This is a genomic window from Flavobacterium sp. (assembly GCF_031422135.1).
Lineage (GTDB): Bacteria > Bacteroidota > Bacteroidia > Flavobacteriales > Flavobacteriaceae > Flavobacterium.
This window is the reverse complement of the sequence record NZ_JANOQD010000062.1, coordinates 19,309-41,285: the sequence shown is the minus strand read 5'-3', so window position 1 is coordinate 41,285 and position 21,977 is coordinate 19,309. Positions and strand designations below refer to the sequence as shown.

Genomic DNA, 21,977 nt, shown 5'->3' with positions numbered 1-21,977 from the left:
AAAAAAATGAAGCAATATCTAGATTTAGTACAACACGTTCTAGAAAACGGAACCCAAAAAGGAGACCGAACTGGAACTGGAACAAAAAGTGTTTTTGGTTACCAAATGCGTTTCGATTTGAGCGAAGGTTTCCCAATGGTTACTACTAAAAAATTGCATTTAAAATCGATAATTTACGAACTGCTTTGGTTCTTGAAAGGCGATACTAACATTGCCTATTTAAAAGAGAATGGAGTTAAAATTTGGGACGATTGGGCCAACGAAAATGGGGATTTAGGACCTGTTTACGGTCATCAATGGAGAAACTGGAATAGCGAAGAAATTGACCAAATTACCGAACTCATAGAAACTCTAAAAACCAATCCAAACAGTCGACGAATGCTAATTTCGGCTTGGAATCCATCGGTTTTGCCAGACACGACAAAATCGTTTGCCGAAAATATCGAAAAAGGAAAGGTAGCCTTGCCACCTTGCCACGCTTTCTTTCAGTTTTATGTTTCAGAAGGAAAATTATCGTGCCAATTGTATCAAAGAAGTGCTGACATTTTCCTTGGAGTACCATTTAATATTGCTTCTTATGCTTTGTTCACTATGATGATTGCACAGGTTTGCAACTTGGAACCTGGTGAATTCATTCATACTTTTGGTGATGCACATATTTATAATAATCATTTTGAACAACTAGAGCTGCAATTATCTCGAGAACCAAAATCATTGCCGAAAATGATTTTGAATCCAAACATTAAAAATATCTTCGATTTTAAATTTGAAGATTTTACATTAGAAAATTATGAGCCACATGCACACATAAAAGGAGCTGTTGCGGTTTAATTTTAATATTTATAAAATGAAAAAAATATTCGCTATTACATTAGTTTGCACTAGTCTTTTAACATTTGCACAAGAAGATACGAAAACCAACTTTTTCGATGATTTATGGCAAACGACTACAGAAGCAAACGCAACTTATTATGGAAAGAAAGAAGTTTTACAAGACAAACAAAGAAATACTATCTCTTATAAATCAGGAAACACTTGTAAAATAACTGAATTCAAAATTCGTCAAGGCAACTATGGACATACATTCATTGGGGAGAAAATTTTCAGTAAGGGGTTTTATGAAAATGGAGAAAAATGGTTTGTTGAAGAAAATAATAAAAAAATGGAATGGTATCGAGATGGAACTCTTAAATCGGAAGAAATTTCTAACAAAGATTTTCCAATTAAGGTTAAAGAATATGATTTACAAGGAAAATTAAAAAGAGAAATAACTACAGATAAAAAGTGGCAATTAATAATTAAGGATTATAAAGAAGAAATAAAAGAATCAAAAATTTCAAACGATTCACTTACCATTTTAAATAAAGGAGAAATAAGCACAATTGATGTAAATCAAAAAGCTGAAAAAAATATTCAGCTTTTTCCAAAATTTCTTTATAAAAAAATTCGTACTGAATATGTTTCAGATTATGTAACTAAACCTATAAATGATAAAATTATCGTTGAATTTATTATTGAAAAAGATGGTAAAGTTTATGAAACAAGATTAATTAAGGGAGTTGGTTACGGTTTAGATTTACAAACTTTAAAATTGACAAAGGACTATTTTGAAACAAGACCTTCCATTTTTTTAGATAAAGGAAAACCTGTTAGAGTAAAATATATGTTTCCAATTAATTTTTCAATTTACCCTGAATAAAATTCAAAAAATTCTTATCTTTAATTCGCAAACAAATACTTTATGGATCAAAATCAGCACGAACTTTACGAATATGCAAGAGAACGTTTAAAACAAAAAAAAAGATTGTATTATCATTTTGTATTTTTTGTTTTACTATGTATTTTTTCGATCGTTGTCAATAAATTATTAAATGTTTATCCAGAAACTAACTGGTTTTTGTGGGTAGTGACTATTTTGAGTTTTATTTTTGTGTTGCACTTTATTCGCGTTTTTATAACCACAAGTTTTATGAACAAAAACTGGGAACGAGCACAAATTGATAAATTAATTCAAAAACAAGAACGAAAAATAGAACAGCTTGAAAAGGATTTAGAGCAAAACAATACTTTAGATTAATGATTACAATTATTGCAGCTGTAGGAAAAAACAATGAATTAGGCAAAGACAATAAAATAATTTGGCACTTGCCAGATGATTTTAAACGATTCAAAGCTTTAACTACTGGACATTACATTATTATGGGCAGAAAAACTTTTGAAAGCTTCCCTAAACCACTGCCAAACAGAACACATATTGTCATTTCTAGAAATCATAATTACCAAGTTCCTGATGGTTGTTTCGTAGTAAATTCTATTGAAAAAGCTATTGAAATGTGCCCAAAAAATGAAACTCTTTTCATTATAGGTGGCGGAGAAATATACAAACAATCCATTGAAATTACTGATACAATCGAGCTTACTCGCATTCACAATACATTTGATGCTGATGCTTATTTTCCTGAAATTGATTTAAATAAATGGAAACTAGTTGCATCCGAATTTCACCCAATTGATGAAAAACACCAACATTCATTCGACTTTGAAACCTACAAAAGGTCAAAATAATTAAAAAAAAGCACCTCTAGATGAAGTGCTTTTTAAATCAAATAAATGCACAAAAATTCTTTTTCACAAAGCATTGATTTTGTTTTTCACTGTTCAACTAAACCTATTATTAGCCAATGAAAAACCTCTAAATTAATCTAAACTATTGTAAAACAAAATACCACTAAAGTTTTACAACAAAAACTAAAATTTCCAAAAACAAATTTAACCCAAAGAACGTTGCGGCACTTCCATTGTGCAATTGCAAAATACAATTGCTGCTAAAATGAAAAAATAAGATAAATTGTGCCAACTTATCATATTTAATTAATGTTACTGTAATTTTACTTACACTGCATTTATTAGATAGTAAACTTATATCAATTTTATAATCCACACAATACCAAATACTTGGTATTTTTACAAATCCTTAATTTAGGTTAAACAAACGTTAAAATTACAAATTATCTAGACAAATTACCTGTTTTTCAATTTTGAGAAAATAAGCTTATATTTGTACAAAATTTTTTTTATGTCCATAAGCACCAAACCTTACAAAGATTCAGATTTAGGTAAAAAAGAACAAGTTGCTCAAATGTTTGACGCCATATCTACCAAATATGATAAGTTGAACCGAGTGATTTCGTTTGGAATTGATGTAAAATGGCGAAAAAAAATGCTTACAATGGTAACCAAAACCAATCCTGATACTATTTTGGATATTGCTACTGGCACAGGGGATTTAGCGATACTAATGTCTGCTACAAATGCGAAAAAAATTATTGGTCTAGACATTTCTGCTGGTATGCTAGAAGTAGGAAAACAAAAGATAAGCGCTCGAAATCTTTCTGAAAAAATAGAAATGATTTTAGGTGATTCTGAAAAAATTCCTTTTGACGACAACCATTTCGATGCGGTTACAGTAGCATTTGGAATAAGAAACTTTGAAAATCTTGAAAAAGGACTTTTAGAAATTAGGCGCGTTTTAAAACCAAAAGGTATTTTTGTGATACTAGAAACTTCGATTCCAGAAAATTATTTATTGAGAGTTGGATATACATTTTATACTAAAAATATGCTTCCATTAATAGGCAAGCTTTTTTCAAAAGACAAAGTAGCCTATCAATATCTTTGCGATTCGGCATCAATTTTTCCGTATGGCGAAAAATTAAACAATATTTTGAGGAAAATTGGGTTTATAGATGTAAAACACACACCGCAAACTTTTGGAGTAGCAACTATTTATTCCGCCTCAAAAAATTAATATGAGAAAGCTATTTTTTTGTTTTATTATACTATTATCTATTTCTAGTCAAGCACAACTCTTTAGGAGAAATATGTTTGCTAAAAATACGTTGCGCAATCTTGAAAATTTTGATAAACAACGAGTTCATTTTGGTTTTTATCTCGGTTTTAATAATTACGATTTTAAAATTGATAAAAAAATTGATGGAAAAGACATTTTCGTAAAAAGAAGTATGGGCTTTAACGTGGGTTTAATAAGCAACTTGCGACTTACTGAGTATATCGATTTGCGATTTGAACCTGGATTGTATTATGGGCAACGTGATTTATACTTTCCTGGAATTGCCGATGAAAATGATGCTTTTAGAGAGGTTAAATCAACATACATTCATTTCCCATTATTGCTTAAATTTTCATCAAAAAGAATTGGAAATGTTCGTCCTTATGTACTTGGTGGACTTTCTGCTGACTTAAATTTATCGAGCAATGCAGATTCTGTAGATGACAATTCAGCAAATAGATTTAGACTTACAAAAAATACTACCAATTACGAACTAGGAATAGGTATCGACTTGTATTTAGAATATTTTAAATTCTCACCATCAATACGTGGTGTTTTTGGGATGAAAAACGAGTTGATTCCTGACAAAGACCCTAATAGTGCTTGGACAGGAAACATACAAAATATGGCAACACGTGGTATTTTTGTTAATTTTTCGTTTCACTAAGTACTTCGTTTAAACTCAGAAAGCAAAATAGCTGTTGCGGTGGCTACATTCAAACTTTCCGTAAGTTGTAGGTTTCCAAAACGCGGTATTGTAATTTTTTTGCTTACCAAATTTTCAATTTCTTTAGAAATTCCATTTGCTTCGTTACCTAAGACTAGAATTCCTTTGTTCGGAAACTGTTTTTTATATACATTTTCCCCTTCCATAAACGTTCCAAAAATGGTCATTGTTGTTTCAGACAAGTATTTTTCTAAATTGACATAACGTATAGCTACTCTTGAAATAGAACCCATAGTGGCTTGAATCACTTTTGGATTGTAAATATCCACTGTTTGTTCTGAACAAATAATTTGTGTAATTCCGAACCAATCACACAACCGAATAATTGTCCCTAGATTGCCTGGATCACGAATATCATCTAAAGCAAGGATTAATCCTGTAGCGTCAATATGCTTTTCTTGGGGTATTTTAAAAACTGCCAAACAATCGTTTGGTGTAGTTAGTGCTGTTATCTTTTTTAAATCACTTTCTGAAACTAATGCTTTTTTAGCATCCGAAACGGCTTCAAACATTGGTTTTGTTTGATAAATATGCTCCAATTGAAAATTAGATTGCAACAACTCTTCAATTACTTTTGCTCCTTCTGCAATAAACAATTGATGCTGTTTTCGGTATTTTTTTTGAATTAAACTCGTTATAAGTTTTATTTGGTTTTTACTAACCATAAAAAATTGTATTTTTGAAATAAATTTCTGCACTAATTTTGAATAATATCTTTACAAAAATATCATTATTTATTATAATAAGCACATTTATATGTTCTTGTAATATTGTAAAAAAAGTTCCTGAAGGAAAACACCTTCTTGTTGACAACAAAATTCTTGTCAATGACAAAAAAAATTCGCAAGATGAACTCTTAAGCAATATTATGCAAAAACCAAACACATCAATTTTAGGGTATCGTCTTCGATTGAATATGTTTAATTTATCTAAAAAAAACACAGACTCTATATTTAAAGCAAAATATTCTGCCAATCCTGCAAAGTATTATCGAAAATCAAAATGGCTGTCAAAAAAACAAGTAAATCGATTAGGCAAATCATTTTGGTATTCAGGTTGGCATAGTTTTTTAAGAGAAACTGGAGAACCGCCTGTTATTATTGACGAAACTAAAACTCAAAAGACTACAAAAAGATTAAAAGCGTATTATCTCAATCAGGGTTATTTTGATGCCCAAGCAAAATTTAAAATAGAGTATAAGGAAAACAAAAGAGGTTTGGTAAACTATTCCGTTACCACTGGAAAACCTACATATATAGATACTTTGTCACGCGAAATAGAAACTCCAGCGCTTGATTCATTGTATTTGATTACACAATCAAAATCATTAATCAAAAAAGGCCAACAGTACAATGTTGAAAATTTTGAAGCAGAACAAGTTCGAATTACAAATTATTTTACGGATAATGGTGTTCGGTTTTTTCAACAAAAAAGCGTTGTTTTTATAGTTGACACCTTAAACAACAATTATAAAGCACCTGTTAAAATAAACATTACAAATCAAACTAAAAAAGTTGGAGATTCATTAATTTCAGTTCCTTATAAAATATATCGAATAGGCGAAGTAAATATTTTTACGACAGATAATGATTCCAAAAATAAAACTAAAATTGCCGACAGTGCAAGGTATAAAAACTTTAATTTGTTCAGTACAGACAAATTAAAATACAAACCAAAGGCTATTACTGACGCTGTCTTTGTATTAAAAGACAGTTTGTATAGCAACAAAAAGCACTCTCTTACATTAAAATCAATAAATAATTTACGAATATTCAAGTATCCAAACATTATTTATGTAGAAGACACATTAAAACAAACCCTTAAAGCCAATATATATCTAACTGCTATTGAGAAATACAAATTTGGAGCAAACGTAGATTTTACACATTCAAACATTCAAGACATTGGTATTACAGGAAGTACATCTGTATCCATAAGAAATCTGTTTAAAAGAGCTGAAATTTTAGAAATAGGATTTCGAGCTAATATAGGTTCATCAAAAAAATTAGCAAATCCTAACAATCAATTTTTTAATATTTTAGAATTTGGTGCGGATATGCGATTAAGTTTTCCAAGATTATGGCTTCCATTTAAAACAGACAAAATTATCCCCAAAACAATGTTTCCTGCCAGCTACATAAGCTCCAGTTTTACCAAACAAACAAATATTGGTTTGGATAAAGAAAACTTTACTGCAACAGTAAATTACAACTGGAAACCCAAAGAAAAAAATGCAGCAAAATTAGATATAGTAAACCTTCAGTATGTTAAAAATATAAATATTGACAATTATTTCAATGTTTATGGTTCTTCCTACACAATACTAAATAAAATTTCAAAAAACTATCCTGTAGATTCTGAATTTTTGGACACTAATGGAGATTTAACTAAAACAGAAGGTGGTGCAACTAATTTTATAAATAGCGCTTTGAATAATGTATATCCTTCATTAACCCCTACAAGCGCAGATTACAAAGCCATCAAAAGCATTAAAGAAAGAAAAGATCGACTCACGGAAAACAATTTAATTTTCGCTTCTAATTTTACCTATTCAAAAGACACCAAGTCCGATTTATTTGATAAGGAATTTTATAGTATTCGAAATAAAATCGAGCTTGCAGGCAATGTTTTTTCACTGGCTGCAAACTTATCAAATCAACCCAAAAGCACTGAAGGAAGCCGTACTTTATTTGGTTTAGAATACTCCCAATATGCAAAAGGCGAAATAGAATATGTAAAACATTGGGATTTAACACAAGGAAAAACGATTGCCATTAGAAGTTTTTTTGGAATTGCAATACCATACGGAAATTCAAAATCAGTTCCATTTTCTAGAAGTTATTTTGCAGGTGGATCTAATGACAATAGAGCTTGGGAATCTTATAGTTTAGGACAAGGGAGTTCCGGTGGATTAAATGATTTTAACGAAGCCAATATGAAAATTGCATTAAATGCAGAATTCAGATTCAAATATTTTGGCAGTCTTTATGGAGCCTTCTTTGCAGATGCAGGAAATATTTGGAATGTTTTGGACAATGAGACCGATGAAACTAAAATTTTTACAGGTTTAAAATCATTAAAAAGTCTAGCATTAGGAACTGGTATTGGATTCAGATACGATTTCAAATTCTTTTTAGCGCGATTGGATTTTGGTTTCAAAACCTACAATCCTGCAAAAATTGAAACCCAAAGATGGTTTAAAGAATATAATTTAAGCCAATCAATAGTAAATATTGGAATAAACTATCCGTTCTAAAACATAAATTAGTAATTTTGTCAATCTAAAAAATAAAAAAAATGGCACATAACATAAAACCAGGTGTTGCAACTGGAGATCAAGTTCAAGAAATATTTAATTATGCAAAAGCGAAAGGCTTTGCATTACCAGCTGTAAACGTTATTGGATCTGACACCATAAACTCGGTAATTGAAACAGCTGCTAAATTAAACGCGCCAGTAATCATTCAATTTTCAAACGGTGGATCGCAATTTAATGCTGGAAAAGGTTTGTCAAATGCAAACGAAAAAGCTGCCATTGCTGGTGGAATTGCCGGAGCAAAACACATTCATACCCTTGCGGAAGCTTATGGAGCCACAGTAATTTTACACACAGACCATTGTGCTAAAAAGTTATTGCCTTGGATAGACGGTTTGCTAGATGCTTCTGAAAAACATTTTGCCGAAACTGGAAAACCACTATATTCTTCTCATATGATTGATTTATCGGAAGAACCTATTGAAGAAAATATTGAAATTTGCAAAACCTATTTGGCTCGTATGAGTAAAATGGGAATGACACTTGAAATCGAGTTAGGAATTACAGGAGGCGAAGAAGACGGTGTTGACAACTCAGATGTAGACAGTTCAAAACTATACACACAACCTGAAGAAGTTGCCTATGCTTATGAAGAATTGCTTAAAATAAGTCCACGATTTACTATTGCGGCAGCTTTTGGAAACGTACATGGCGTTTATAAGCCTGGAAATGTAAAATTGACTCCGAAAATTTTAAAAAATTCTCAAGATTATGTTCAAAACAAATTCAAAACAGGAAACAATCCTGTTGATTTTGTTTTCCACGGAGGATCAGGTTCAACATTAGAAGAAATTAGAGAAGCCATAGGTTATGGAGTAATAAAGATGAATATTGATACCGATTTACAGTTTGCTTTTACAGAAGGAATTCGTGATTATATGGTAAAGAATATTGACTATTTAAAAACTCAAATCGGAAGTCCAGACGGACCAGAATCACCAAACAAAAAACATTACGACCCAAGAAAATGGCTTCGTGAAGGAGAAGTAACTTTCAACACCCGATTGGAACAGGCTTTCGCTGATTTGAATAACGTAAACACATTATAAATTACGATTTGTGAATTATGATTTGAAATACAATCCTAAATCTAAAATCTAAAATCTAAAATTAACATGGGTTGGTTTAAAAGACAAGAAAAAGGCATTACCACAGCTACTGAAGACAAAATGGATGTCCCAAAAGGACTTTGGTACAAATCTCCAACAGGTAAGATTGTCGATGCCGAAGAACTAAAAAGAAACTTATGGGTAAGTCCCGAAGACGATTTTCATGTCAGAATAGGCAGTAAAGAATATTTTGAAATCTTATTTGATAATAATGTATTTGAAGAGCTTGATGCCAATATGACTTCCAAAGATCCACTTGGTTTTGTAGACACTAAAAAATACAGCGATCGTCTTGAGGATGCCATCGAAAAAACCAATTTAAAAGATGCGGTTCGTACAGGTGTAGGAAAATCAAAAGGACGAGATTTAGTAGTTTGTTGTATGGATTTTGCATTTATTGGAGGATCAATGGGAGCAGTTGTTGGTGAAAAAATAGCTCGCGGTATCAATCATTCTATAAAAAATAACATTCCTTTTGTTATGATATCCAAATCAGGTGGAGCACGTATGATGGAAGCTGCATATTCCCTAATGCAATTGGCCAAAACCTCAGCAAAACTAGCACAACTAGCTGAAGCAAAAATACCATACATCTCTTTATGTACCGATCCAACAACTGGAGGAACTACAGCTTCATATGCAATGCTTGGGGATATCAACATATCAGAACCTGGTGCTTTGATAGGTTTTGCTGGACCAAGAGTGGTGCGTGATACAACTGGTAAAGATTTACCGGAAGGTTTTCAAACCGCAGAATTTGTATTAGAACACGGGTTTCTTGATTTCATAACACCGAGGAAAGAGCTTAAAGACAAAATTAATTTATATTTAGATTTAATTCTGAATAATGAAGTCAGATAAATACTATTTTTGCAACTAATCTCAAAAAATACAAAGCGTTATTGCTTTGTATTTTTTTTTGATTTATTTTCATTACCATTTTTATTAATAAATGTTATTATCACCTTGGCATTTACCCTTAATATTGTCTTTGCAAATAAAGACCATACTATAGCCTGATTCGTAAATTTCATTAACAGGAGTTTCAGAAATTTTAGATAATTTTTCCCATTCAGTGTTAGAAATTTTATTTTTCATATTTTTCTAATCGATTTTTAAGGATTGTGACTTCGTCTTTTAGAACCTTAATATAATCATTCAGATTTTCTATAACAATTTCATTAGCTCCAATAATTTTAGTGTTATTATGTTTGCATTGCAAAAAAGAATTATTTTATGAGACTGTTTTTTATATATAAATAATATATTTGAAAGAATTAAATTTTTAAAAATGAAAAAAACAGTTCTGTTTTTAGTATTATGCAGTTTATATATTTCTTGCAAATCAAGGATGGTTTATACCGACGAAATTAAAGTCAATTTGGCTATTATGTTTAAACAAGACCAGAAGCTCCAAACCTTTGATGAAAAAAGATTTGCAGACAAAAATTATATTGATTCTATGCGATTTGAACAAGATAAATTAATTAGAAAAAATTGTGACGTCGCAAAAAAATATTTAAAAAAATATGCTTTTCCTGGTCTGAAAGAAAATGGGAAAGATGCTTGTACGAATTTTTGGTTAATAGTTCAACATTCGGATCATAATGTAGTTTTTCAAGAAGAAGTATTGAATGCTATGGCTATACAGTATAAACGAAAAAATGTAATTACTCAAAATTATGCTTATTTACATGATAGGGTTTTGAAAAATAAAGGAGAAAAACTATTGTATGGAACCCAAGTTGAATGGAGTACTGGTAAACCATTGCCATTACCATTACAATATCCTGACAAAGTTGAAGAAATGAGAAAAAGTATGGGATTAGTCCCTTTAAAGGATTACCTAGATTCGTATACAAAGAACAATTAACAATGGTTGTTAATTTTTAATTATTTAAATTATTATTATGAAGAAGTTAGAAGATTTTAAAGGTTCTCTTTTTACAAAAGAAGCAATGAGAAAAACAGTTGGTGGAAGAGTAGCTGCTATGACAAAAACAGATTGTGATGGGACAACTACAGGTTGTGGGTCTGAAATGAGATTAGACTGTGGTGATTCATCGGAAATTGATTAATATTTTTCAATTATCACTAATATATTTTAAAATAAAGGTTGTATTAACAGCCTTTATTTTTTTGATTTTTCTAAAGTAAAAACTAGAATTATATGATTCTCATACTTTCTCACGAGTCAATTGATGAACCAACAAATATTCTAATTGACTGGTTATCTTACTATAATGCAAATTTTATACGTTTAAATGGTGATGATTTCTCGTTTACGGGGACTCTGAAAATAGATATAAATAACAATAAAATACAAAGCAATAACGGACAAACAATAGTTTCAGAGGACATCAATGTTGTTTGGTATCGAAGATGGATGAAACCTGAATTTGAAAAAAGTTTTTTTGAAAAGTATTTAAAAATGAATTATTCAGTTGATGACGTATTATTAGTAGAAAAATATAATAAATTTCTGCTTCGTGAATTATCAACATATACAAATGGAATATTTTCAATTTTTAGAAAAAAATTATGGATTCCAAAACCTGACAAAGCAAGAGGTAATATTAACAAACTTGACGTTTTGCTTAAGGCTAAGGACATCGGTTTGATTATACCTGAAACAATTGTTACTTCTTCTAAAGCAGAAGTTATAGACTTTATTAAAATTAATAAAAGAATAATAACAAAACCAATATACGAGGCTACTGCAATAAGGTATAAAAACACTGAAATACCAATGTTGACAATGGAAGTTACTCATAAAGACATAGATGAGTTTCCAGATATATTTTTTCCATCATTATTTCAAAAAAATATTGATAAGCAATTTGAAATTAGAACATTTATTTATAGAAATGAAATTTATTCAATGGCAATGTTTAGTCAAAATGATAAGCAAACTAGCATAGACTTTAGAAATTATAACATTGAAAAGCCAAATAGATATGTTCCTTTCTTATTACCAAGGGATATCGAACTAAAGTTGTTAGAACTTTTACAAGAATTAGATTTAAATACGGGTTCGGTGGATATGATATATGACAACAATGAAAATTATATTTTTTTGGAAGTGAATCCAGTAGGACAATCAGCAATGGTTTCAACAAATTGTAATTATCCTTTTGAAAAAATGATTGCTAAAGATTTAATAGAGTTAGACAATAAAGATTTATTAATATGAAAGAATTATTTAATTTTCTAGAGAGCGAAATGGGAGTTCCTTTTCAACTAGTTCTTTTACAACAAGGTGGGACCAGAGAAAATAAGAATATTATTAAAACTTGCCATTCTAAAATCCATAACACTAGACATGTTTGGGTAGTTAGTTTTTATAAAAAAACATTTTAATATATGAATATTTACCCTTTAGATATTCCTTTTCATCTATTTTCAACTTGTATTCTTGTTAGAGGTCATAAAAGAAGTTGCATCTATGATTTACAAAGATATGATTTTGAGTACATTCCAAACACTCTGTATGATATTCTTTATAGTTCAAAAAATGTAACGATTCAGGATATTATTTCTTTGTACGATAATATTGAGGACAAAAACAATATCATAGAATATTTTAATTTTTTGTTTGAAAAAGAGTTCGTTTTCTTTTCAAAAATGAAAAGCTCATTTTTTCCACCACTTAAAATAGAATTCAACAAACCGTATAGAGTTTCTACTTTTATTATAGATGTAGATAATTCTCAATTGAATTATTTAGAAAAAATAAAGGAAAATATTATTAATGCAAAAGTAGAGTGTCTGGTTATTAGAATTATAAATTCAAATTATAACGAGTTAATAGATATTCTTAAAAAATTTGATGGAATTCCAACAAGAATAATTCAATTGTTTATAAGTAAAGATGTTGTTATATTGGATTCACAAATTGAAAGCTTATTTGATGCTAACAACAGAACATCAGTAATAATTAAAACAGAAGATGAGATTGAGTTAACAAAAGAATTCAAAAAAGGCACTTTTATTTGGACTAAAAAAGATATAATAAACAAAAAACAAAAATTTATTGATATTTCAGAATTTAGCCCAAATCTAGATTTATATATGGAGTCAAAATTATTTAATTCATTTTATAATAAAAGAGTTTACATAGATTCCACAGGGAATATTTGTAGATTTGAAATTGATTCCCAAAATTTCGGTAATTTAAAACTAAATAGACTTGAAGATATTCTTTTAAATAATGATTTTACAAAATACTGGAATATAAAAAAGGACGATATAGAAATATGCAAAGATTGTGAATATAGGTATATGTGTGTAGATTCAAGATTGCCATTATATCAAAACAATGAGAAGCTTTGGGTTTTAGAAGGTGAATGCAATTATGATCCATACACTTCTCAGTGGAAAAAAATCGTATAAATTCTAATTATCCGCACCAAAGCCTACCACTCATTCACTTTATTTGCATCCATTTTTACAAAAATAAAGAGTAAAATGGTAAATGCCCAAAGACTTGACCCTCCATAGGATAAAAAGGGTAATGGTACTCCAATAGTTGGAAAAATTCCAATTACCATTGAAATATTTACAAAGAAATGAGTAAATAAAATGGAGGCAACTCCATAACCATATACCCTACTAAACTTTGTTTTTTGTCGTTCAGCAAGATATAATATTCGAAGAATTAGCCCTACAAACAACAATACTAATACAATTGTTCCCACAAAACCCCATTCTTCACCTACTGTGGTAAATATATAATCTGTGTGTTGTTCAGGCACAAAGTTTCCTTTAGTTTGTGTACCTTCAAGATAACCTTTCCCAAACCAACCACCAGAACCTATAGCAATCTCTGCTTGGTTGGTATTGTATCCTATACCACTCATATCCACTTTTTGTCCAAGCAATATATTAAAACGATCTCTGTGGTGTTGCTTAAAAACATTGTTAAACACATAATCTACAGAATATACAAATCCCGTCATAAAAATTAATACTACTAAACTTGCCAGTATATTTCTCTTAATTCTTCTGGATTTAATATAATGCAAAAGGACACCTGAAAATGCGATCAAAACGACAAAATGAGGTTTTAAAAGCAAAGACATTACAAACAAAATAATTGCAAAAAATGCAGACCACAAGTACCAAGAAGGCAAGCCTTCACGATTGAGAACAAAAATAAGCGTCAGAAATATCAAGGCACTTCCAGGATCGGGTTGTGGCAATATTAAAAGCACTGGCAACGCAATTATAGCTAAACCTATAATTTGATGGTTTACATTCTTTAAATTTATTTGTGATTCGCTTAAAAATTTTGCCAATGCAAGTGCTGTCGCAGCTTTTGCAAATTCAGAAGGCTGAAGCGTAAAACTTCCAATGGCGTACCAACAACGTTGTCCCGCAATGGTTTTTCCAAATAAAAAAAGCCCTATTAGTAACAACAATGAGGCTCCAAATAAAACAGTTGAAAACTTTTCGTAAAATTTAGCATCGATTGTCAAAATAACGGTAATTAAGATAACATTTAAACCTATAAAAATAGCTTGCTTGCCGTAATTTTGATTAAAATCAAAATAATAATCTGAAGTAGAAGTCATATCGGCCGAATAAATATTCATCCAACCTATAACGACTAAGGCAACATATATAGTTACTGTAATCCAATCGATATTATTTGAAACACTTTGATTTTTCATTTATACAATTACTTTAGTCAGTTTATTGATTGAATCTAACTTTCGTTTACTTGCATTTTTTATAGAATCTAATCTGCGTTTCAATTTAAACATAGAATCGATATGCTTTTTTGTATACTTATTATAAACAGGTCTTAAATTAATATCAAACATTCTTTTCTCTCTATCTTTTCTTGATATCTCTTTTTTAAGATATTTTTCAATCATCAAAGTAGTTATTGGTCCAGCTATAGTGGCTCCATATCCCCCATTTTCTACAAATACTGCTATAGCAATTTTAGGGTTTACTCTTGGAGCAAAAGCCACAAATATCGAGTGATCTTGAAGTTTAACTCGTCTAGTCCCTACTCTAGCAAAATTTTCAGCAGTTCCTGTTTTTCCACATATTTCAATTCCTTCTACTCTTAAACCTGCACCCGTACCAAAATTAAAAACATCATACAAACCGTTTATTACTGGTTTGAAATATTTTTTTTCGATTGTTGTAATGTGTTTAGTCGTAAACTTTTTATCAATTTTCTGCCCTTTTATTTTTTTTATGATGTGTGGCGTATAATAATGACCTTCGTTTGCAACTGTAGCCATCATATTAGCCAGTTGAATTGGAGTCATCAATATTTCGCCCTGACCTATTGAATTTGAAACAATATAGGTGGAACGAACTCCATCACCAGGATATACTTTCTCATAACTAGCAGAAGTAGGCACATTTCCTTTTCTTCCTGTGGGTAAATCATAACCCATAAACTGACCTAAACCGAAACTTTTTAAGTGATTACCAAAAACATCAACTCCTTCAGAAGTTCGTTTAAATTTGTTTAATGTTCCTAAATAGGTTTTACCAAAATAGGCATTACACGATTTTGCAATTCCATTATTTAGCTTAAAAATGCCGCTTCCGCTATGACATCCCATATGTTTGCGACCATAGTAAAACCCGTGATTACAACTAAAAGCAGTGGCTGTATCTATCACTTTTTCTTGCAACCCAATGAGAGCCGTCATAATCTTAAACGGTGATCCTGGCGGATATTCTGCTAACAAACTTCTATCATACAATGGTTTTGCCAACGAGTCGTTATAAAGCTTGGTGTAATTTCGGGATCGTTGTCTACCTACTAACGAAGCAGGGTTGTATGATGGTGCAGAAACTAGTGCGAGAATTTCTCCACTACTTGGCTCAATGGCAATAATACCACCACGTTTATTAATCATTAGAGCTTCTCCATATTTTTGAAGTTCAGAATCGATAGTAAGAGTAATGTCTTTTCCTTGAATGGCAATGGTATCAAACTTTCCGTCTTTGTACAATCCAGTTTCTTTGTTGAAACGATCACGAAGAATGTGTTTTACTCCTTTTACGCCACGTAATTCTATCTCATATGTTTCTTCAACTCCTTGTTTTCCTAACAAGTCACCACTGTTATAATATGGATTTTGTTTTACCATTGCCTCATTAGCTTGGGTAATAAATCCAAAAACATTAGCTCCTGCGTTTATTTGATAATCTCGAAGGGAACGCTTCTGAATATAAAAACCACTGAATTTTCGTTCTTTTTCTTGAAAAGCAGCGTATTCATCTTTATTGAGTTGTCCTAAAAAAACGGATGGCAAAATAGGACTGTAAACCACCGCTTTTTCAATTTTTTTTATAAAATCTTCTTTGGTGATTTTTAATAAATTACAAAACTCAATTGTATCCATCGATTTGGTTTCTCTGGGTACAATCATAATATCGTAAGAAGGTTGATTCGCTACTAACAGTTCTCCGTTTCTGTCATAAATATAACCTCTTTCAGGATAATCATATTTTATTTTAATTGAAATGTTTTCCGATTTTAACTTAAACGAATCGTCAACAACTTGCAAAATGAATAACCTAACTATAATAAGTATAGCTGCAGCTATTGTTAATCCCGGAAGCAAAAGCTTTCTCATTTTCTAGATGGCTTAAAAAGATATATAATAAGTATGGATACCAATATCGTAAAAATCGTGATAACTATTGTTCGCAATAAAGCATCGAAAATAAATGTAAATTTAAAAAACTCTAATAAGAATAACACAATATGATGTGTGAAAATAGAAATTAATATAAACGTAAAGCGTTCCGGAGAAAGGCTCTCGTTTATTTTAACGGTTTGATACTCGTAACTCAACCCAAATGAAAACTTAAAAAAAGTAGGTCTAACATAGGCTAAAACTAAACAAGCCGCAGTATGAACACCTCCTGAATTTGCGAAAAAATCAATAACTAAACCCAGAAAAAAGCTAGCAATTAACAATCCTGATTTGTTTGAATTTACTGGGTATAATAAAATAAACAATACATAAGGATATGGATTCATATAACCAAACAAATTGATGTTGTTAAAAACAACTATTTGAAAGGTCAAAAGCATAACAAACCTTATAATATTTAGTATTAAAGCGTTATTCATTAGTTTTTTTTGTAGCTTTTTCTAATGCGTTTATCTCATCACTGTCTTTATTTGTGATAACATAAACGTGATTCAAGTTTGTCATATCATTAAACAATCTTACATTTAATGTATAATAATTGTTTTTTTTATCTATAAAAATCTTATCTATAATTCCAACTGGTATGTTTTCAGGGAAAATAGTGGATCGCCCACCTGTAACTACAGTATCTCCTTTTTTTACCGATGCCAATCTTGGAATATCTATCAATTGAACATATCCTGCATTTTTGGCATTCCAAATTAAAGACCCAAAATGGTTGGATTTTTTAATTTTTGCATTGATTTGTGATTTAACGTTTAGCACACTCAAAACCGTGGCATAATTAGCAGATGTTTTTTCTACAATACCTACAATTCCTTGACTACTTATCACACCCATATCTGGTTTTATTCCTTTTAAAGTACCTGAATTTATAGTCAAATAATTCTCGGAAGTGTTGTACGTATTGTTTATAACTCTAGTTTGTATGACATCTATTTTTGCATTTCCTTTCAGACTGTCTTTTTTAAGTACTGATGTGCTGTCTTTTTTATTAAAAACTAATTTTCGTAAAATAGCATTTTCAGCAGCTAATTTGTCATTTTGATCCTTGAGACTGAAATACGTTTTTACTTCGTTAATCTTTTCAAAAACATTACCCGAAACTATGTTTGCCGAATTTACAATCTGACTTCTGTGATAAGAATGCGATTTAATAACCAATATCATTGCGGTAATGAAAAGCAGCAAAAACAGCAAACGATTACTGTTTTTAAAGATAAAATTAATTATTTGCTGCATCTATTTTCTAATTATTTTATAAGAATACTTCTGTATTTTGCAATGTTTTTCAATGCCATTCCCGTACCGCGAACAACCGCTCTTAAAGGGTCTTCAGCAATAAAAACAGGCAAATCTGTTTTTTGAGAAATACGCTTGTCTAATCCACGTAACATGGAACCACCACCTGCGAGATAAATACCTGTATTGTATATGTCAGCTGCTAATTCTGGTGGTGTTTGTGATAATGTTTCCATTACTGCATCTTCAATTCTTTGAATCGATTTATCTAATGCTTTTGCAATTTCACGTGAGGAAACCTCAACTTGTTTTGGTTTACCCGTCAATAAATCTCGCCCTTGAACTGACATATCTTCTGGTGGCGAATCTAAATCTTCAATGGCTGCTCCTATTTCGATTTTAATTTTTTCGGCAGTGGTTTCTCCAACAAATAAATTGTGTTGGGTACGCATATAATAGATAATATCGTTAGTAAAAACATCGCCTGCAATTTTAACAGACTTATCACAAACAATTCCGCCCAAAGCAATAACAGCAATTTCGGTAGTTCCTCCACCTATATCAACAATCATATTCCCTTTAGGCTGCATAATATCAATCCCAATACCGATTGATGCTGCCATTGGTTCGTGTATTAAGTATACTTCTTTTCCGTTTACACGCTCCGCTGATTCTTTTACCGCTCGCATTTCCACTTCAGTAATACCTGATGGAATACAAATTACCATACGCAATGCTGGAGTAAACAATCTTTTTTGTAGGGCTGGAATACTTCTTATAAGCATTTTTATCATTTGCTCTGAAGCATCAAAATCAGCTATTACACCATCTTTTAATGGACGAATTGTTTTAATGTTTTCATGTGTTTTCCCCTGCATCAAGCTAGCTTCCCTTCCTACGGCTATAATTTTTCCAGTTATTCGATCGCGAGCAACTATTGAAGGGCTATCAATAACAACTTTGTCGTTGTGAATAATTAATGTATTTGCGGTACCAAGGTCAATTGCTATATCCTCAGTCATGAAATCAAAAAATCCCATATTAAGTAATGGTTAAAGTTTGTTTATATTATATCTTGAACAAAAGTAATAAAATTAATGTTTAAAATGACGAATTCCTGTAAATACCATTGAAACGTTATTTTCGTTGCAATAATTGACGCTTAACTCATCCTTTATAGAACCTCCAGGTTGAATAACCGATGAAATTCCGACCTTGTTTGCTATCTCGACACAATCTGGAAATGGGAAGAAAGCATCGCTTGCCATAACCGCTCCTTTTAAGTCAAATCCAAAAGAAAGGGCTTTATGAATCGCTTGATTTAAAGCATCAACTCTTGACGTCTGACCAGTTCCTGAGGCTAACAATTGCTTGCTCTTTGCTAAAACAATAGTGTTTGATTTGGTATGTTTGCAAATTTTTGATGCAAATAATAAATCGTCTATTTCTTGTTTTGAAGGTTCGTTTTTTGTTGCCGTTTTTAAATGCGCTTCGGTATCCGTCACCAAATCTTTATCTTGAACCAAAACACCATTCAAACAACTTCTCACAGAAGTTACTGGTAAATCAATATGTTTTTGAACCAGTATAATTCTATTTTTTTTCTCTTCTAATAAATCCAAAGCATTGTCATCAAAGCTTGGCGCGATAACAACTTCACAGAATAGTTTATTTATTTCTTCGGCGGTAGCCAAATCTATTTTTCCATTAGCAATAAGAACACCTCCAAATGCCGAAGTTGGATCTCCAGCCAAAGCATCTAGATAGGCTTCTTTCATTGTTTTTCTGGTTGCTATTCCGCAAGCATTGTTGTGCTTTAAAATGGCAAATGTTGGAGCGTCTTCTTTAAACTCATTCATTAAATTTACGGCCGCATCCACATCTAGCAAATTGTTGTATGACAATTCTTTACCATGTAATTTAGAAAACATTTTTTCAAAATCACCAAAGAAAAATCCTTTCTGGTGCGGATTTTCACCATAACGCAATACATCTCCTTTTGTTTCGCTGATTTTTAGAACCGCTTCTTCGTGATTTTTATTAAAATAATTAAAAATAGCGGAATCATAATGCGACGAAACATTAAAAGCTTTGGTAGCAAAAACCTTTCTTTGTTCTAACGTAGTTTGTCCATTATTATTTGAAATAATATCAAGAAACAAGGCATATTCATTTACCGATGGTACAATTACGGTATCCTTAAAGTTTTTTGCCGCAGCGCGAATGAGGGAAATACCTCCAATATCAATTTTTTCAATAACATCCGCATCGTTTGCTCCTGAAGCGACTGTTTTTTCAAAAGGATACAAATCGACAATCACTACATCTATTTGAGGAATGTCAAATTCTTGCATTTGTTGCACATCCGTTTCATTGTCTTGACGGTTTAGAATCCCTCCAAAAACTTTTGGATGCAAGGTTTTCACACGCCCTCCAAGAATTGATGGATATGATGTTACATCCTCGACTGGAACTACAGGAATACCTAAGTTTTTTATAAACTCTTCGGTTCCGCCTGTGGAATAAATGGTTACGTTATGTTGATGTAATTTTTTGACTATAGCGTCTAAACCTGTTTTATCGAACACTGAAATTAGTGCCGATTTGATTGTTTTTGTAGTATTCATTATGTTGTTGTAGTTTGTTACGCAAAAGTAGTTTTTTGAAATTAATTTTTGAGTAAGATTGTAACAAATATTTATAATTTTATACTAATAATTATCTTGTTTCATTGTCTACTATTTTTATTGAAACTTACAGATATTATATCACAACATTATGATTATATATTTTAGATTATTGAGTGAAAGTTTCGGTTTTGCGATTAATGCACTTCGGAATAATAAATTGCGTACTTTATTATCGCTTTTAGGAATTACGATTGGAATTTTTTCGATAATTGCAGTACTTACCGCAGTGGATTCTTTAGATCGAAAAATTAAAAAAGATTTGAGCACGTTAGATAAAAATTCTATTTTTTTGTTAAAATTCTCTTTTGGACCAACAGAAGTTCCACAATGGAAACGCGAACAATTTCCAGATGTAAGCTATGAAGAATATGAATATTTAAACCGAACACTGAACGATTTAGACGCAATGTGTTTCCAGTTGTTTACCAGAAATGAAAACATAAAATACGAAGGAAAAACAGTAAGTTCCGTAAAAACGGTTCCTACCACTTATGAATTTGAAGACATTCAGGCATTGAGCTTTAAAGAAGGTCGTTTTTTTAATGAATCCGAATCTAATTCTGGAACACCCTTAATCGTTTTAGGCTATAGTGTTGCAAAAAACCTCTTAGAAGGCATTGATCCTATTGGTAAAAAAATTCGTTTGTATGGTCAAAAATTTACCGTTATTGGAGTTTTAAAAAAACAAGGCGCTGGGCTATTTGGCGAAGAAGATGACATCACGGTTTATATTCCCGTTAATTTTTTAAGGCAATTGTATGGTGACAATAGCGAATTAATAACACCCGCCATTTTAATAAAACCTGTTGACGGAGTCGATATAGAAGCTTTCAAAGGGGAATTGGTTCAAAAATTACGAACTTTTAGAGGAATAAAAACGGGAGAGATTGACAATTTTTTTGTGAATGTATTGTCAGGATTTACAAATTTTCTGGATGGAATTATAAGCCAAATGAAATTTGGAGGATGGGGAATTTCCATATTTTCTTTGCTTGTAGGTGGTTTTGGAATTGCTAATATTATGTTTGTTTCTGTCAAGGAAAGAACCAATTTGATTGGGATTCAAAAATCGTTAGGCGCTAAAAATAAGTTTATACTATTCCAGTTTTTGTTTGAAGCGGTTATATTGTGCTTGTTTGGCGGCATCATTGCTCTGGTACTGGTTTGGGGCATATCGCTACTACTCACACATGCTCTTGATTTTGAATTTGTGCTAGGTACAGGAAACATTATTTTAGGTTCCAGTTTAGCTTGCTTGATTGGCTTGTTTGCAGGAATTATTCCAGCATATATGGCGTCTCGATTGGATCCTGTAGAGGCAATAAGAAGTGGGATGTAGTATAATAAAA

The 21,977-nt window shown here is 31.2% G+C and carries 21 protein-coding genes; 14 read left to right on the top strand and 7 right to left on the bottom strand.

The features are described from left to right. Window positions 1–6 precede the first annotated feature (6 nt). The 6 genes from RMO70_RS08720 to RMO70_RS08695 all read left to right on the top strand — a co-directional run bounded on the left by RMO70_RS08720 (window position 7) and on the right by RMO70_RS08695 (window position 4,517). Entirely contained in the window at window positions 7–831 is an 825-nt protein-coding gene (locus RMO70_RS08720; RefSeq protein ID WP_310556046.1) for a thymidylate synthase, read from the top strand. A 16-nt stretch (window positions 832–847) separates the two neighbouring features. Then, window positions 848–1,699 carry an energy transducer TonB gene (locus tag RMO70_RS08715; RefSeq protein ID WP_310556045.1) on the top strand — a complete coding sequence of 284 codons (852 nt, stop codon included), beginning with the start codon at window positions 848–850 and terminating at the stop codon, window positions 1,697–1,699. Between the two features lie 42 nt (window positions 1,700–1,741). After that, window positions 1,742–2,077, top strand: coding sequence for a 2TM domain-containing protein (locus RMO70_RS08710; protein ID WP_310556044.1), 336 nt, complete (start codon window positions 1,742–1,744; stop codon window positions 2,075–2,077). Continuing rightward, the gene (locus RMO70_RS08705) at window positions 2,077–2,565 is read left to right on the top strand and encodes a dihydrofolate reductase (protein WP_310556043.1); all 489 of its coding nucleotides are present in this window, start codon (window positions 2,077–2,079) and stop codon (window positions 2,563–2,565) included. The genes RMO70_RS08710 and RMO70_RS08705 overlap by 1 nt, the downstream gene beginning before the upstream one ends. Window positions 2,566–3,076: 511 nt before the next feature. Next, the gene (gene ubiE, locus RMO70_RS08700; protein ID WP_310556042.1) at window positions 3,077–3,808 is read left to right on the top strand and encodes a bifunctional demethylmenaquinone methyltransferase/2-methoxy-6-polyprenyl-1,4-benzoquinol methylase UbiE; all 732 of its coding nucleotides are present in this window, start codon (window positions 3,077–3,079) and stop codon (window positions 3,806–3,808) included. A gap of 1 nt (window position 3,809) precedes the next feature. Beyond that, window positions 3,810–4,517, top strand: a complete 708-nt coding sequence (locus tag RMO70_RS08695; RefSeq protein ID WP_310556041.1) for a porin family protein — start codon at window positions 3,810–3,812, stop codon at window positions 4,515–4,517. On the opposite strand, the gene RMO70_RS08690 is transcribed toward RMO70_RS08695, so the two are convergent. Beyond that, complete coding sequence (locus tag RMO70_RS08690; protein WP_310556040.1) at window positions 4,514–5,242, bottom strand: RNA methyltransferase; 729 nt, start codon at window positions 5,240–5,242, stop codon at window positions 4,514–4,516. The genes RMO70_RS08695 and RMO70_RS08690 overlap by 4 nt on opposite strands. Before the next feature lie 38 nt (window positions 5,243–5,280). Between RMO70_RS08690 and RMO70_RS08685 the strand changes: the two genes are divergently transcribed. The 7 genes from RMO70_RS08685 to gwsS all read left to right on the top strand — a co-directional run bounded on the left by RMO70_RS08685 (window position 5,281) and on the right by gwsS (window position 13,394). Next, window positions 5,281–7,833: a BamA/TamA family outer membrane protein gene (locus tag RMO70_RS08685; protein ID WP_310556039.1), complete on the top strand. Its 2,553-nt coding sequence runs from the start codon at window positions 5,281–5,283 to the stop codon at window positions 7,831–7,833. Window positions 7,834–7,874: 41 nt separating this feature from the next. Beyond that, the gene (gene fbaA / locus RMO70_RS08680; RefSeq protein WP_310556038.1) at window positions 7,875–8,942 is read left to right on the top strand and encodes a class II fructose-bisphosphate aldolase; all 1,068 of its coding nucleotides are present in this window, start codon (window positions 7,875–7,877) and stop codon (window positions 8,940–8,942) included. Window positions 8,943–9,008: 66 nt separating this feature from the next. Further along, window positions 9,009–9,863, top strand: coding sequence for an acetyl-CoA carboxylase, carboxyltransferase subunit beta (gene accD, locus RMO70_RS08675; RefSeq protein ID WP_310556037.1), 855 nt, complete (start codon window positions 9,009–9,011; stop codon window positions 9,861–9,863). 430 nt (window positions 9,864–10,293) lie between these two features. Further along, window positions 10,294–10,875, top strand: coding sequence for a DUF6624 domain-containing protein (locus RMO70_RS08670; RefSeq protein ID WP_310556036.1), 582 nt, complete (start codon window positions 10,294–10,296; stop codon window positions 10,873–10,875). A gap of 37 nt (window positions 10,876–10,912) precedes the next feature. After that, window positions 10,913–11,080 (top strand): hypothetical protein, encoded by a 168-nt coding sequence (locus RMO70_RS08665; RefSeq protein ID WP_310556035.1) that lies wholly within the window; start codon window positions 10,913–10,915, stop codon window positions 11,078–11,080. Window positions 11,081–11,172: 92 nt separating this feature from the next. Continuing rightward, a complete protein-coding gene (gwsG, locus tag RMO70_RS08660; RefSeq protein WP_310556034.1) occupies window positions 11,173–12,195 on the top strand; it encodes a grasp-with-spasm system ATP-grasp peptide maturase in 1,023 nt (340 codons plus the stop codon). A gap of 170 nt (window positions 12,196–12,365) precedes the next feature. Next, window positions 12,366–13,394: a grasp-with-spasm system SPASM domain peptide maturase gene (gwsS, locus tag RMO70_RS08655; RefSeq protein ID WP_310556033.1), complete on the top strand. Its 1,029-nt coding sequence runs from the start codon at window positions 12,366–12,368 to the stop codon at window positions 13,392–13,394. 23 nt (window positions 13,395–13,417) lie between these two features. On the opposite strand, the gene rodA is transcribed toward gwsS, so the two are convergent. The 6 genes from rodA to purH are packed head-to-tail and all read right to left on the bottom strand — an operon-like array spanning window position 13,418 to window position 20,565. Then, a complete protein-coding gene (gene rodA / locus RMO70_RS08650) occupies window positions 13,418–14,674 on the bottom strand; it encodes a rod shape-determining protein RodA (RefSeq protein ID WP_310556031.1) in 1,257 nt (418 codons plus the stop codon). Beyond that, on the bottom strand, window positions 14,675–16,612 hold the full coding sequence (locus tag RMO70_RS08645; protein ID WP_310556030.1) for a penicillin-binding transpeptidase domain-containing protein: 1,938 nt from the start codon (window positions 16,610–16,612) through the stop codon (window positions 14,675–14,677). Beyond that, complete coding sequence (locus tag RMO70_RS08640) at window positions 16,609–17,115, bottom strand: rod shape-determining protein MreD (protein WP_310556029.1); 507 nt, start codon at window positions 17,113–17,115, stop codon at window positions 16,609–16,611. Before RMO70_RS08640 ends, RMO70_RS08645 begins: the two co-directional genes overlap by 4 nt. After that, window positions 17,108–17,938, bottom strand: a complete 831-nt coding sequence (mreC, locus tag RMO70_RS08635) for a rod shape-determining protein MreC (protein WP_310556028.1) — start codon at window positions 17,936–17,938, stop codon at window positions 17,108–17,110. Before mreC ends, RMO70_RS08640 begins: the two co-directional genes overlap by 8 nt. Before the next feature lie 11 nt (window positions 17,939–17,949). Continuing rightward, a complete protein-coding gene (locus RMO70_RS08630; RefSeq protein WP_310556027.1) occupies window positions 17,950–18,978 on the bottom strand; it encodes a rod shape-determining protein in 1,029 nt (342 codons plus the stop codon). A gap of 54 nt (window positions 18,979–19,032) precedes the next feature. Beyond that, window positions 19,033–20,565 carry a bifunctional phosphoribosylaminoimidazolecarboxamide formyltransferase/IMP cyclohydrolase gene (gene purH / locus RMO70_RS08625; RefSeq protein WP_310556026.1) on the bottom strand — a complete coding sequence of 511 codons (1,533 nt, stop codon included), beginning with the start codon at window positions 20,563–20,565 and terminating at the stop codon, window positions 19,033–19,035. 151 nt (window positions 20,566–20,716) lie between these two features. Here purH and RMO70_RS08620 point away from each other — a divergent pair, with 151 nt between their 5' ends. Next, complete coding sequence (locus tag RMO70_RS08620; protein ID WP_310556025.1) at window positions 20,717–21,967, top strand: ABC transporter permease; 1,251 nt, start codon at window positions 20,717–20,719, stop codon at window positions 21,965–21,967. The last annotated feature ends 10 nt before the right edge of the window (window positions 21,968–21,977 follow it).

Bases quoted from the DNA above. Each gene is read 5' to 3' on its own strand.
- mreC (WP_310556028.1), bottom strand. From the start codon at position 17,938: ATGCAGCAAATAATTAATTTTATCTTTAAAAACAGTAATCGTTTGCTG.
- ubiE (WP_310556042.1), top strand. From the start codon at position 3,077: ATGTCCATAAGCACCAAACCTTACAAAGATTCAGATTTAGGTAAAAAA.
- RMO70_RS08645 (WP_310556030.1), bottom strand. From the start codon at position 16,612: ATGAGAAAGCTTTTGCTTCCGGGATTAACAATAGCTGCAGCTATACTT.
- RMO70_RS08670 (WP_310556036.1), top strand. From the start codon at position 10,294: ATGAAAAAAACAGTTCTGTTTTTAGTATTATGCAGTTTATATATTTCT.
- RMO70_RS08620 (WP_310556025.1), top strand. From the start codon at position 20,717: ATGATTATATATTTTAGATTATTGAGTGAAAGTTTCGGTTTTGCGATT.
- gwsS (WP_310556033.1), top strand. From the start codon at position 12,366: ATGAATATTTACCCTTTAGATATTCCTTTTCATCTATTTTCAACTTGT.
- RMO70_RS08705 (WP_310556043.1), top strand. From the start codon at position 2,077: ATGATTACAATTATTGCAGCTGTAGGAAAAAACAATGAATTAGGCAAA.
- RMO70_RS08710 (WP_310556044.1), top strand. From the start codon at position 1,742: ATGGATCAAAATCAGCACGAACTTTACGAATATGCAAGAGAACGTTTA.
- gwsG (WP_310556034.1), top strand. From the start codon at position 11,173: ATGATTCTCATACTTTCTCACGAGTCAATTGATGAACCAACAAATATT.
- RMO70_RS08695 (WP_310556041.1), top strand. From the start codon at position 3,810: ATGAGAAAGCTATTTTTTTGTTTTATTATACTATTATCTATTTCTAGT.
- rodA (WP_310556031.1), bottom strand. From the start codon at position 14,674: ATGAAAAATCAAAGTGTTTCAAATAATATCGATTGGATTACAGTAACT.
- RMO70_RS08640 (WP_310556029.1), bottom strand. From the start codon at position 17,115: ATGAATAACGCTTTAATACTAAATATTATAAGGTTTGTTATGCTTTTG.
- RMO70_RS08720 (WP_310556046.1), top strand. From the start codon at position 7: ATGAAGCAATATCTAGATTTAGTACAACACGTTCTAGAAAACGGAACC.
- purH (WP_310556026.1), bottom strand. From the start codon at position 20,565: ATGAATACTACAAAAACAATCAAATCGGCACTAATTTCAGTGTTCGAT.
- RMO70_RS08630 (WP_310556027.1), bottom strand. From the start codon at position 18,978: ATGGGATTTTTTGATTTCATGACTGAGGATATAGCAATTGACCTTGGT.
- RMO70_RS08665 (WP_310556035.1), top strand. From the start codon at position 10,913: ATGAAGAAGTTAGAAGATTTTAAAGGTTCTCTTTTTACAAAAGAAGCA.
- RMO70_RS08715 (WP_310556045.1), top strand. From the start codon at position 848: ATGAAAAAAATATTCGCTATTACATTAGTTTGCACTAGTCTTTTAACA.
- RMO70_RS08690 (WP_310556040.1), bottom strand. From the start codon at position 5,242: ATGGTTAGTAAAAACCAAATAAAACTTATAACGAGTTTAATTCAAAAA.
- fbaA (WP_310556038.1), top strand. From the start codon at position 7,875: ATGGCACATAACATAAAACCAGGTGTTGCAACTGGAGATCAAGTTCAA.
- accD (WP_310556037.1), top strand. From the start codon at position 9,009: ATGGGTTGGTTTAAAAGACAAGAAAAAGGCATTACCACAGCTACTGAA.